Raw genomic sequence first — 11,995 nt, forward strand, 5'->3', positions numbered from 1 at the left:
CAACCTGCTGCTTGTGCTGCTCCAGGGCCCGGCCAACTGGACCCGGCCGCGGTGAGCCGGGTCCTCCAGCCCCTGCTGGCCGATCCCGGCCGCCGCAAGCTGGGCCACAACCTCAAGTACGATCTCCAGGTGCTGCACCGCCATGGCCTGGAGCTGGCCCCGCCCCTGGCCGACACCATGCTGGCCTCCTACCTGATCGATCCCTCCCGCCGTTCCCACAAGCTCGACGACCTGGCCGAGGAACTGCTCCATTCCCGGCTGACCTCCTTTGCCGAGGTCTGCGGCGGCGACAAGCGGCCCGAGGCCTTTGCCTACGTCGAGCCGGAAGCGGCCGGCCGCTACTCCTGCGAGGACGTGGCGGCCACCCGGGGGCTCTGGGAGCTTTTCGCCCCCCGGCTGGCCGAGCTCGAACTGGAGCCCCTGTTCGCCGAGGTGGAAATGGTGCTGCTGCCGATCCTGGCCCGGATGGAAAGGGTGGGGATCCTGGTGGATCCGGCGGTGCTGGCCGGGCTGGCGGAGGAATTCAGCCGGGAGCTGGAGCGGCTCGAGGCCAAAATTTATCAACTGGCCGGGGAAAAATTCAATATCAACGCCCCCCGCCAGCTCGAGGAAATTCTCTTTGAGCGTTTGCAATTGCCCCGGGGCCGCAAAACCAAGGGCAAGACCGGTTATTCCACCGACATCAAGGAGCTGGAGCGGCTGGCCGCCTACCACGATCTGCCGGCCACGGTGATCGCCCAGCGCAACCTGAGCAAGCTCAAGAGCACTTACGTTGACAAACTCAGCACCCTGATCGATCCCGCCGACGGCCGGATCCATACCTCCTTCAACCAGACGGTGACCGCCACCGGCCGGCTGAGCAGCAGCAATCCCAACCTGCAGAACATACCCGTCCGCACCCCGGAGGGCCAGCGTCTGCGGGCCGCCTTCATCGCCGCCCCCGGCCACCGTTTCCTGGCCGCCGACTACTCCCAGATCGATCTGCGGGTGCTGGCCCATTATGCCGCCGATCCGGTCCTGCTAGCCGCCTTCCGGGAAGGCGAGGATATCCACGCCCGCACCGCCGCCGAAATTTTCCGTCTCACCCATGCCACCATGGTCACCCCCCAGATGCGGCGGGTGGCCAAGACCATCAACTTCGGGATCATTTACGGGATGAGCGCCTTCGGCCTGGCCGAACAACTCCACTGCAGCCGCAAGGAGGCCCAGGTCTTCATCGACCGCTACTTCGGCCTCTACCAGGGGGTCAGGGATTTCATGGCCGCCATCGTCGAGCAGGCCCGGCGGGACGGCTATGTCTCGACCCTGCTCAAGCGGCGGCGCCAGTTGCCGGAGATTACCAGCAGCAACAAGATGCGGCGGGAATTCGCCGAACGGACCGCGATCAACACTCCGATCCAGGGAACCGCCGCCGATATCATCAAGCTGGCCGCCATCGCCTGCGACCAGCGCCTGCGCGCCGCCGGGCTCAAGAGCGAGGCCCTGCTCCAGATCCACGACGAGTTGATTTTCGAAGTGCCGGAGGGGGAAGTCGCCGCCGTCGGCCCCCTGGTCCGCGCGGCCATGGAAGGGGTCATGGAACTGGCGGTGCCCCTGCTGGTCAATCTCAAAACCGGAGCCAGCCTGGCCGAAGTTTGATCCGGCCGGAGAGCAGCCCTGGTCCCAACGGCCGGGCCGCCTGGGGCGGGCCCCTTGGCGCAAAAGATCGGCGAGGGAAAATGATTGACGGGCCGGGGGAAAAAAGTTAGATTGTACGGCTCTTTAGCGAATTGTGGCGGCAGCTTGCGCCGGCCTTTGGCAGCCCAGGGCCGGCCCCTCCCGCCACCGGGAAAAAATCCAAACTCCAACCACCCAAGGATCAACCATGCTTGCTTTGCTGCGCCGGAAAGCCCGCTCGCCGATTATTCAGGCCGCCGTCGTCATTATCATTCTCGTTTTTATCTTCTGGTTGCCGCAGATGGGAGGCGACGGCGGGCCGGGCACGGTGGCCACGGTCAACGATGAAGCCGTTTCCAGCCGGGAATTCCAGCGGCGCTACGAGGAAACCCTGGCCCAGTACCGCGATCAGCTCGGCGGGGTGATCCCCTCCGAACTGCTGGAAGCCCTGGGCCTCCGCCAGCAGGTGCTGAATCAAATGATCCAGGAGAAATTGCTGCTCCAGAGCGCCCGGACCACCGGCCTGCCGGTGACCGGCGGCGAGGTGCAGGAAGTCATCCACAGCATGGGCGAGTTCACCGAGCAGGGCTACTTCAGCCTGGAGCGTTACCGGCAGACCCTGGCCGCGGCCCGCCTCAGCACCCAGGAGTTCGAGGCGGGGATTCGCAACGAGCTGCTGCGGCGCAAAATCGTCGAGCATCTGATCGGTTTCGCCCAGGTCAGCGAGGCCGAGGTCCGGGAGCGCTTCCACCGCGATCATGACGAGGTCCGCATCGCCTACCTGGCCCTGGCCGCCGCCGATTTCCGGGCCGGCCTGACGCCCAGCGACGAGGAGATCGCGGCCCATTACCACGATCACGGCGACCGTTACCGCACCGAACCCCGGGTGCGGCTGGAATACGTCCTCTTTAGCGCCGAAAGCGAGCTGGCGGAGATCACCGACGAGGAGATCGCCGTCTATTATCAGCAAAATAGCGAGCGTTACAATATTCCCGAGCAGCGCCGGGCCAGCCATATCCTGATTCGCAGCAGTGCCGAAGACCCCGCCGAAGTCCGGGCCGAACGGAGAAGCCAGGCCGAGCAAGTGCTGCGCCTGGCCCGGGAGGGCCGAGATTTCCGCGAACTGGCCCTGCTTTATTCCGAGGACGCCAGCGCCGAGGATGGCGGCGACCTGGGCTTCTTCGGCCGGGGGGAGATGCTCGAGCCCATCGAAGAGACGGCCTTTGCCCTGGAGGTCGGACAGCTCGGCGAAGTGGTCGAGACCCGGTTCGGGTTTCATGTTATCCGGCTGGAAGAAGTCGCCCCGGCCCGCTCGATCAGCCTGGCGGAAGCCCGGCAGGAAATCATCCGCGAATTGCAGAAGAATCGGGGCCGCCAGCAGGCCTTCAGCCGGGCCGGCGAGGTTTATGAAAGCATCCTGACCCAGGGCAGCCTGGCCCGCGGGGCGGAGGCGACCGGAGCGACCCTGCGCAGCACCGATTTCTTCGCCCGGGTCGAACCCCCGGCCGAGTTGCGCAACCATCCCGAGGCGGTGGCCGCCGCCTTCGACCTCAACCAGGGTGAATTGAGCTCTATTGTCAACACCCGGGCTGGTTACGCCATCATTTTCGTCCAGGAGCGGGAAGAGCCCCAGATTCCCCCAATGAACGAGGTGCGGCGGCAGGTGGAGTCGGATCTCCGCGACCTGCAGGCGGAGGCCGCGGCCCGCCGGGCGGCGGAGGAGATGCTGGCGGCCCTGCGGGAGGGCGCGGACCTGAACCAGTTGGCGGCTACGGCCGGTAGACCGGTCCGGCAATCCCCCTGGTTTTCGCGGGTCACCGCCGCCACCCTGGATCTGCCCGCTCCGGTCAGCCGGGCCGGCCTGGGCCTGAGCGCGGAAAACCCGGTGCCCGACACGGTTCCGGCCGCCGACGGCAACTTTTACGTCCTCAAGTGGCGCGAAGGCCGTCCGGGCAGCGAGGAGCTTTTCGCCCGCTGGGCCGGTCCGATTCGCGATGAGCTGCTGCGGGCCAAGGAAGAAGCCGTTATCGAGACCTGGATCAATTATTTGGCCCGGCAGGGGCAGATAGTATATACCCGCGGCGCTTTCCCCGAATAGGAAAACGGGCAGCAGCACCGCATCTTGGCGCGATCAGCCGGCGCGGCATACTGAAGTATAGCCGCGCCGGCTGCTTGCGCCAATCTCCGGCACTGCTGCCCGTTTTCCCCTTCATTCATCCTGTTTTATTGAGATGATGGGACGTTGGGAGTTGCTTGATCTGACCGTGCGGCCGGATTGATCCTGGTTACCTTTATGGGCAATCGGGTGGGCGGGCTGCAAAGATATTAGGTGCAAGGGCAAGGGGGCTGCGGCCCCCTTTTTTGTGCGATCAGGAGCCGCCCGGATCGGTGGGCAGGTATTTATTAATAGAACTGAGGCGGGTGTTGCGACTTGCCGGAATCCCGTCCTTGAAGGGGACCAGCGAAATCAAGCCTCGGGCCTGCGCAAGCCGGGCTCCATCAATTTAAATCTGGAAACACCCGGAAAACCGGAAAACGGGCGGGAGTGCCGGAGATTTGGGCAAGCAGCCGGCGCGGCTATACTTCAGTATGCCGCGTCGGCTGATCGCCCAAAGATGCGGTGCTCCCGCCCGTTTTCTACCAGCCCCAGAGGAGGGAGCGCGATACCCACCCGGTGAGGCCGTTTTCGTGCTGCACCTTGACCCAGCCGCTGCCCCGCTCCATGGTCCGCAACACCACCCCGTACTTGGCCTGGCCCACCACCCGGAAACGGGTGCCCGGGCCGCTGCGGATATTGACGATCCGCTCCTTGACCACCAGGTGCGCGGTCTTGCCCACCAGGGGCTGGTAGACCCAGCCTTCGTCGTTTTCAAAATCCCGCACCTTCAGCCAGCTGCCCTGGCGGCTGATGACCATCAGGGGGTAGCCCTGGCCCAATTCCCAGAGAATGGGATAGTTGGTGCCCGGGCCGCTGCGCATGTTGACCTTGGGGCGGTCGACGCTGACCATTTCGATGTTGGCCTGGGCGCTGCCGGCGGCCCAGAATACGAGGAGGAAGGCAAAAATCAGACTGCGCAGAAGATTTTTTTCAGTCATGGGGTACCTGGTATTTAGCTGAGGCTTTTTTTCGCGGTGGCTGTTGCCCGACCCCGACCGCCCACCGGCAGACCGCCGATTTCCAGGGAAATGGCGTCAAATTCGCAGGCCTTGTCCAGGCAGGCCAGGCAGGTGATGCATTCGGCGTCGTCGGGGGATTCGTTGAACTTGACCCCCATCGGACAGACCTGGTGGCAGGCCTGGCAATTGGTGCAACGGGACGGATCCAGGCGCAGTTTAACCAGCCGCACTTTGGTGAAGAGGGCATAAAAGGCCCCCAGGGGACAGGTGGTCCGGCAGAAAGGCCGACTGGCGTAAACCGACCATCCGATAAACATTAACATAATGATGAATTTATTCAAGAACAGAAGGCCGGCGGCCTGGCGCAGACTGGGCTGCATGATCATCAGGGGGATACCGGCGGTCAGGGTGCCGGCCGGACAGACGTATTTGCAGAACCAGGGTTCGCCGGCCCCGAAATGGTCGACCACCAGCAGGGGCAACAGGAAGATGAAAAAAACCAGGAAACCGTATTTGAGGTAGCGCAGGGCGTAGGGGATGCCGAACTTGCGGCTGGGGATTTTGTGGAGCAGGTCCTGAATCAGGCCGAAGGGGCAGAGCCAGCCGCAGACCGCCCGGCCCAGGATGCCGCCCATCACTCCCATGAACCCGGCGACATAAAGGCCGAAATACAACTGGCCGCTCTCCACGGTAAAGCGCAGGCTGGCGAAGAGCTGCTGCAGGGCGCCGATGGAGCAGGAGGTGGTGGCGGCGGGACAGGAATAGCAGTTGAGCCCCGGGGCACAGAGCACCTTGAGCGGCCCCTGGTAAATCGTGCGGGTAAAGGGAAAATCCCACGAGCCGTTGACCAGCAAAGTGGAAAGCACCTGAACCCAACGTCTGACAGTTTCCATGTAAATCTTCTTTCACCTTAGCCAATAATAAACAACTAAAACAACCCGGCCCCCGGCCCGGGGCATTTACCCTGACATTTCCGTCCCTGCGGATACGTCAACCAAATTGCCTTCAAAGGTCAGCAGTGCCGCAGGTTGGGGTCCGCGACTGCGGCGATTATACCCCGGTATATCGCCGGAGTCGCGGGGCCCAAGATGCGGTGCTGCTGGCCTTTGAAGTTAGCCGATCCCGATGCAGCTTAGGCATACCCGAATCGCCTGCTCCAGGACCCGTTGCGGCTCCCCGGTGGCGATGCCGATCAGGCCCAGCACGGTAAAGATCAGGATCACCACGAAGGGGGCCTGGCGGATCTTGACGGGTTCTTTGGGGCGGCGTTTTTTGGCGGCGGACATGGTTGTTTTCCGGACTTTATGGTCGGGCCTGGCGGGCCGCAACGAGGATCAAACGGCCAGGAAGCCTTCGCGCTCCAGCAGGGCGCGGTGGTTGAGCAGTTGGTAAACGGAATCGCCTTCCATGGTGCCCAGGCCGGCAATATCGCCGTTGGCGGCGGCCTCGAAGCGTTGCAGGGTCAGCGGAGTCGTGGTTTCCAGACGCCCGAAAAGCACCCCTTGCCACTGGCCGTGGCTGATGATCATCAGGTGGGCGGCCTCTTCCTCGGGGAGTTCGGGCAGATCCCCGCCTTTGGGCGTGACCAGCGGCAGGTTGAGCTTTTTCAGGCGGCCGGCGGGAATGGTGCTCAGAGGCCCTTGAAACCGGCGGGACAAATTGCCGAACAAAGGGTTGAAATCCTTAAGGGGAATCTGGCAGGAGGCCAGATAGGCCGCCCGGCGGCGAGGTCTGAGCTTGGCGGTCAGGGCGATGGCGGAGCCGGCGACGGCCAAAGTCTGCTCACCGATCCTGATAACCTGAAAGCTCTCCCCGATCTGGGGCTTGTACTGGCGGTGCGGCCCGGCGGCGGGAGTACTCTTCTTTTCCGCTTGCGGGACGTCGGCTGCCGGGGGCGGGGAAACGTCTGCGGGAGGGGGGCCGGGAGCCGGCTCCTCGGCGCCGGCCGCTTCTCCCGGCGGGGTTTGCGGGGCAGCCGGCTGGGGATGGGGGCCGGCCGACGTCGCCCGGCGGCCTTTCAGGGTGGCCCGCAGGGCGGTGAAATGCTTGTACATCCGCTGGCCCAGCTGTTCCTCCCGCTGGGGATCGAACTTGCCTTCCTCGTAGATATTGACCACATGGGCCAGGGTTTCCTTGAGGAAGTCCAGGCATTCGGGGTCCGCCCCGCCCTCTCTTTTCCGCAGGTACTGGATGACCCCTTCCGCCATGGCCAGCAGGGCCAGGACGTTTTTGCGCGAATTGAAACGGAGTTTGAGACAGGCGCAGGCCTCAAGCAGGGCTTCGCTCCGCCGGGCCGCGAGGCGCTGGTCCTGGGCGATGATTTCCGCCTTGAAAATTTGAATCGATTCGTCGATGGAAATGGTCATTGGGGGCAACTCGCGGCTGAATCGTGGTTGAATGCCAAGGGCTGGTTCTGACGGGTGCCGGTCGGCACCGCTGCCTTTGCCGGAGCCGGCCCCGGCGCCAGGCCTTAAACGAATGACGGGCCCAATTTTTTGCAGCGCTTTTACAGGTTACGATATACCATAACCCAATGGAATATCCCATCCCTTATTACCTGCTGATCAGCATGGCCCTGGCTCTGGGGGCGGTGGTCGGCAGCTTCATCAACGTGGTCATCGCCCGTCTGCCCGCCCAGATGGCCGGGGCCGCCGAATCCATCGCCTGGCCGGCTTCCCGCTGCCCCCATTGCCGGGCGGCGATCCGCTGGTACGACAATATTCCCGTCCTGAGTTTTGCCTTCCTGCGGCGGCGCTGCCGGGCCTGCGGCGAGTTGATTTCCTGGCGCTATCCCCTGGTGGAAACCATGCTGGCCCTGCTCTCCCTGGGCCTGCTGCTGCGCCTGGGACCGAGCCTTGACTACCTGATTTACTTCCTTTTTTCCGCCGCCCTGCTGGCGGTTTTTTTCATCGATTACGATCACCAGCTGATCCCCGATGTCATCAGCCTGCCGGGGATCGGGCTCGGCTTTGCCGCCTCCTTCCTGCTGGTCGAGGTGGACTGGGTTTCCTCCGGGCTGGGTATTCTGCTGGGCGGCGGCAGCTTTTACCTGGTGGCCCTGGGCTACCACCTGGTCACCGGCCGGGAGGGCATGGGCGGCGGCGATATCAAGCTGCTGGCGATGCTGGGCGCTTTCCTGGGCTGGCAGGCCCTGCCCTTCATCATTCTGGCCAGCTCCCTGCTGGGGTTGGTGGTGGGGATCGGGGCCATGATCCGCCAGGGCAAGGGGGGCCAGAGCGTGGTCCCCTTCGGTCCCTTCCTGATCATCGCCGCCTGGCTCTGGCTCTTTTTTCCCCGCCAGATCGATCTGCTGTTCCAACTCCTCTTCGGGCGCTGAAGGCCCGGGCTGGTTTGGCTGCGCTGCGGCAGGTTATTTAACTTAAACCACATAGCTTAAACCACATAATTTTAACCACAGAGGACACAGAGAGCACAGAGGGTTATGTGCTTTGTGAAATCATCGCGATCAAAAAAAATCCGCCGGCCTGGATCCGGTGACTCCCCCGGCCCTTGGGCCAAAGCCCGCCGGCTTTGCTCTTACTGCTCCGTGCTCTCTGTGTCCTCTGTGGTCATAAAAAGCAGCGATCGAGCTTTGGCCGCGCCCCCCTTCTTCCAGTCAATTTTCAGCCCCGCTGCTTTTTCAGGTGGACCTGCAGCACCCCGATGGCCGCCGGGGTGATCCCGGCAATCCGGGCGGCCTGGCCCAGGGTGCGGGGCCGGATCCGGGTGAGCTTTTCGCTGACCTCCCGGCTCAGGCCCGGCATCCCGTCGTACTGCAGCTCATCCGGCAGCCGCACCGCTTCCAGCTTGCGGAAGCGCTGGACCTGTTCCTCCTGGCGGGCGATATAGCCGGCATACTTGATCTCCAGTTCCACTTCCCGGCGGATGTGGGTGGCGAATTCCGCCTTGAAAGCCGCCTCCGGCACCGCCTGCGCCGCCGCGACCAGCTCCAGTACCATACCCATATCCAGTTCCGGCCGCTTGAGCAGCTCGGCCAGGCTGGCGTTTTGCCGCAGCGGGGCGCTTTGGCGGGCGGCCAGGCGTCGGTTAAGTTCCGGATCGGGCCGCAGCGGGGTGCGTTCCAGGTATTGCCGCAGTTGGTCCATCGCCTCCCGCTTGCGGCGAAAAATCCGGTAGCGCTGGTCGTCCAGCAGGCCGATTTCCCGGCCGATGGGGCAGAGGCGGAAGTCGGCGTTGTCCTCCCGCAGCAGCAGGCGATATTCGGCCCGGGAGGTGAAGAGGCGGTAGGGCTCCTTGGTGCCCTTGGTCACCAGGTCGTCGATCAGCACCCCGATATAGGCCTGGGAGCGGTCGAGGACCAGCGGCTCCTCGGCCCGGCTGCGGCGGACCGCGTTGATCCCGGCCATCAGGCCCTGGGCCGCCGCTTCCTCGTAGCCCGAGGTCCCGTTGATCTGGCCGGCCAGGAACAGGCCGGGCAAGCGCTTGCATTCCAGCGAGGGGTGCAGTTCCAGGGGATCGACATAATCGTATTCGATGGCGTAGCCCGGCCGCATCACCCGCACCCGTTCCAGCCCGGGGACACTGCGGAGCATGGCCACCTGGACATCGAGGGGCAGGCTGGTGGGCAGGCCGTTGGGGTAGACTTCCACCGTGTCGAGTCCTTCCGGTTCGAGAAAGACCTGGTGGCGCTCCTTGTCGGGGAAGCGCATGATCTTGTCTTCGATGGAGGGGCAGTAGCGGGCCCCCACCCCCTGGATGACGCCGGTGAACATCGGCGAGCGGTCGCAGCCGGCCCGGATGATCTCGTGGGTGGCGGCGGTGGTGTAGGTGATGTGGCAGGGCAGTTGGGGCAGCTCCGGGGCCTGGCCGGCGTTGGCGAAGGAAAAGAGCTGGGGGGGATCGTCGCCGGGTTGGGCTTCGAGGCCGGCGAAGTCGATGCTGCCCCCGTCCAGGCGGGGGGTGGTCCCGGTTTTGAGCCGTCCCATGTTCAGGCCCAGTTCCCTGAGGTGGCGGGGCAGGGAGAGCGAGGGGGGATCGCCCATCCGCCCGGCCGGGAACTGCTTGAGGCCGATATGGATCAGGCCGTTGAGGAAGGTGCCGGTGGTGATGATCACCGCGGCGGCGTAAAGTTTTTCCCCCAGCGAGGTTTGCACCCCGCAAACCCGGCCCTGCTCGATGAGGAGTTGGTCGGCGGTGGCCTGGCGGATCTCCAGGTTGCGCTGTTCCTCCAGCACCGTTTTCAGCCGCAGGCGGTAGCGCAGCCGGTCGGCCTGGGCCCGGGAGGAGCGCACCGCCGGGCCCTTGCTGGTGTTGAGCTGGCGGAACTGGATCCCGGTGGCGTCGATGTTGCGGGCCATCTCGCCGCCCAGGGCGTCGATTTCCTTGACCAGGTGCCCCTTGGCCAGGCCGCCCACCGCCGGATTGCAGCTCAGGGCCCCGATGGTGTCGACATTCATCACCAGCACCGCGGTCCGGCAACCGAGCCGGGCCGCCGCCAAAGCCGCCTCGCAGCCGGCATGGCCGGCCCCGATCACAATTATATCATACTGTTCTTTCATGTTTTATGCTTAACCAAGGGTGGTTGAGAACAGGAGCGGGGAAAAACCAGATAACCACAGAGGGCACAGAGATTATCGGATTCTCCGGGTCCTCTGTGGTTATTAAAAAAAATTCAGCCGGCGGAACCCGGCGGCGCATTTTTGACAAAGCGCCACTGGGGACTGCGGGCCGTTTTCCAGAAGGCGGGGGTGAGCAGAACCATCACCGTGTAGAGCTCCAGCCGGCCGGCCAGCATGCAGAAGGTCAGCACCACCTTGGCGGGGGCCGGCAGGGCGGCGAAACCCTCGGCCGGGCCCACCAGATGGAGGCCGGGGCCGATATTGTTGAGGGTGGCGATCACCGCGGTGGTGCCGGTGACCAGGTCCACTCCCAGGCCGGTGACCACCAGGGTGGCGACCAGAAAGATCATGAAGTAAAGGGCGAAGAAGCCCAGGACCGCGGTCATTACCTCCTGGGGCACCCGCAGGCCGTTGAGCTTGATCACGCTGACGGTCTGGGGATGGATCAGGCTGCGGAACTGGAGGCGGACGTACTTGAAAAACAGCAAAAAGCGCACGGTCTTGATGCTGCCGGCGGTGGAGCCGGCCATCCCGCCGACCAGCATCAGCCCCACCAGCACCAGTTGGGTGGCCGAGGGCCAGAGGTTGTAGTCATCGGTGCCGAACCCGGAGGTGGTGAGAATGGAAACCACCTGGAAGGAGGCGTGGCGCAGCGAGTTTTCCAGGGTGGGATAGATGCCGCCGTGAAAAAGCAGGGCGGTGACCAGCAGGATCGCCCCGGTGGTCAGCCCCAGATACAGGCGAAATTCCTCGCTCTGCCAGTAGGTCAGCAGCTTGCCCCGCAGGACATGGTGGTGCATGGCGAAGTTGATCCCGCCGATGAACATGAAGATGATGATCACCGTTTCCACGTAGAGCGAGTTGAAGTGGCCGACACTGTCGTTGTAGGGCGAAAAGCCGGCGGTGGAGATGGTGCAGAAGGCGTGGGTGATCGCGTCGTAGAAACTGAGGCCGCCGGCCATCAGCAGACCGATCAGGATCGCGGTGAAGAGCAGGTAAACCGACCAGAGAATCCGGGCGGTGTCCTGGATCCGGGGGGTCAGGCGGTCCTTGGTGGGCCCGGTCATCTCCGCCTGGAAGAGCTGCATCCCGCCGACCCCCAGCAAGGGGAGAATGGCCAGCGAGAGCACGATGATCCCCATTCCCCCCAGCCATTGGGTGGTGGCCCGCCAGAAGAGCAGGCTCGGGGCCAGGGCCTCGATATCGGTGAGGATGGTGGAACCGGTGGTGGTAAAGCCGGACATCGACTCGAAGATGGCGTCGATGACCGAGGGCACCTGGCCGGAAAGCACATAGGGCAGGGAGCCCAGCAGGGCCATGCCCAGCCAGCAGATCACCACCACCGCGAAGCCGTCCCGCAGGCTCAACTCCCGGATGGGCCGAAAGAGCAGGATCAGCAAAACTCCGACCCCGGCCCCGACGGCGGCACAGCGCAGAAAGACCTCCACCATTCCGTCATCGTAATAGATACTGAAGGGGATCGGAGTCAGCAGAAAAAGGGCGATCAGCAGCAGCAGCTTGCCCAGAATATTAAGAACCCCACCACTATGCATCAAAGAACTCCCACCCTAGCGGAAATTACCAACAACCCCAAAAATCAACCCTCATCCGTCCGGCCGGCCGCAAACGCTCAGCAGTGTCGC

At 63.9% G+C, this 11,995-nt stretch carries 9 protein-coding genes; 3 read left to right on the forward strand and 6 right to left on the reverse strand.

Features of this window, described 5'->3' with window-relative positions:
- Positions 1-1,638, forward strand: a 1,638-nt coding sequence (gene polA, locus ACHHTY_RS10980) for a DNA polymerase I (protein ID WP_395494191.1), incomplete at its 5' end; no start/stop codon positions are given.
- 226 nt (positions 1,639-1,864) lie between these two features.
- Positions 1,865-3,754, forward strand: a complete 1,890-nt coding sequence (locus ACHHTY_RS10985) for a SurA N-terminal domain-containing protein (protein ID WP_395494192.1) — start codon at positions 1,865-1,867, stop codon at positions 3,752-3,754.
- A 539-nt stretch (positions 3,755-4,293) separates the two neighbouring features.
- Here ACHHTY_RS10985 and ACHHTY_RS10990 read toward each other — a convergent pair.
- The 4 genes from ACHHTY_RS10990 to ACHHTY_RS11005 all read right to left on the reverse strand — a co-directional run bounded on the left by ACHHTY_RS10990 (position 4,294) and on the right by ACHHTY_RS11005 (position 7,139).
- Complete coding sequence (locus ACHHTY_RS10990) at positions 4,294-4,752, reverse strand: SH3 domain-containing protein (RefSeq protein ID WP_395494193.1); 459 nt, start codon at positions 4,750-4,752, stop codon at positions 4,294-4,296.
- A 14-nt stretch (positions 4,753-4,766) separates the two neighbouring features.
- Positions 4,767-5,666, reverse strand: a complete 900-nt coding sequence (locus ACHHTY_RS10995; RefSeq protein ID WP_395494194.1) for a 4Fe-4S binding protein — start codon at positions 5,664-5,666, stop codon at positions 4,767-4,769.
- Positions 5,667-5,885: 219 nt separating this feature from the next.
- Complete coding sequence (locus ACHHTY_RS11000; RefSeq protein WP_395494195.1) at positions 5,886-6,059, reverse strand: CD1871A family CXXC motif-containing protein; 174 nt, start codon at positions 6,057-6,059, stop codon at positions 5,886-5,888.
- Positions 6,060-6,107: 48 nt separating this feature from the next.
- On the reverse strand, positions 6,108-7,139 hold the full coding sequence (locus tag ACHHTY_RS11005) for a hypothetical protein (protein WP_395494196.1): 1,032 nt from the start codon (positions 7,137-7,139) through the stop codon (positions 6,108-6,110).
- A 167-nt stretch (positions 7,140-7,306) separates the two neighbouring features.
- On the opposite strand from ACHHTY_RS11005, the gene ACHHTY_RS11010 reads away from it, so the two are divergent.
- Positions 7,307-8,110: a prepilin peptidase gene (locus ACHHTY_RS11010; protein WP_395494197.1), complete on the forward strand. Its 804-nt coding sequence runs from the start codon at positions 7,307-7,309 to the stop codon at positions 8,108-8,110.
- A 286-nt stretch (positions 8,111-8,396) separates the two neighbouring features.
- Here the strand turns inward: ACHHTY_RS11010 and mnmG are convergent, their stop codons facing one another.
- Together mnmG and ACHHTY_RS11020 are read right to left on the reverse strand one after the other, a co-directional pair.
- Complete coding sequence (gene mnmG / locus ACHHTY_RS11015) at positions 8,397-10,292, reverse strand: tRNA uridine-5-carboxymethylaminomethyl(34) synthesis enzyme MnmG (RefSeq protein ID WP_395494198.1); 1,896 nt, start codon at positions 10,290-10,292, stop codon at positions 8,397-8,399.
- Positions 10,293-10,405: 113 nt separating this feature from the next.
- The gene (locus ACHHTY_RS11020; protein WP_395494199.1) at positions 10,406-11,905 is read right to left on the reverse strand and encodes a TrkH family potassium uptake protein; all 1,500 of its coding nucleotides are present in this window, start codon (positions 11,903-11,905) and stop codon (positions 10,406-10,408) included.
- Positions 11,906-11,995 lie beyond the last annotated feature (90 nt).

The sequence above is a fragment of the Desulfurivibrio nitratireducens genome, from assembly GCF_044068515.1.
Taxonomy (GTDB): Bacteria; Desulfobacterota; Desulfobulbia; order Desulfobulbales; family Desulfurivibrionaceae; genus Desulfurivibrio.

Bases quoted from the DNA above. Each gene is read 5' to 3' on its own strand.
- ACHHTY_RS10985 (WP_395494192.1), top strand. From the start codon at position 1,865: ATGCTTGCTTTGCTGCGCCGGAAAGCCCGCTCGCCGATTATTCAGGCC.
- ACHHTY_RS10990 (WP_395494193.1), bottom strand. From the start codon at position 4,752: ATGACTGAAAAAAATCTTCTGCGCAGTCTGATTTTTGCCTTCCTCCTC.
- ACHHTY_RS10995 (WP_395494194.1), bottom strand. From the start codon at position 5,666: ATGGAAACTGTCAGACGTTGGGTTCAGGTGCTTTCCACTTTGCTGGTC.
- ACHHTY_RS11000 (WP_395494195.1), bottom strand. From the start codon at position 6,059: ATGTCCGCCGCCAAAAAACGCCGCCCCAAAGAACCCGTCAAGATCCGC.
- ACHHTY_RS11005 (WP_395494196.1), bottom strand. From the start codon at position 7,139: ATGACCATTTCCATCGACGAATCGATTCAAATTTTCAAGGCGGAAATC.
- ACHHTY_RS11010 (WP_395494197.1), top strand. From the start codon at position 7,307: ATGGAATATCCCATCCCTTATTACCTGCTGATCAGCATGGCCCTGGCT.
- mnmG (WP_395494198.1), bottom strand. From the start codon at position 10,292: ATGAAAGAACAGTATGATATAATTGTGATCGGGGCCGGCCATGCCGGC.
- ACHHTY_RS11020 (WP_395494199.1), bottom strand. From the start codon at position 11,905: ATGCATAGTGGTGGGGTTCTTAATATTCTGGGCAAGCTGCTGCTGCTG.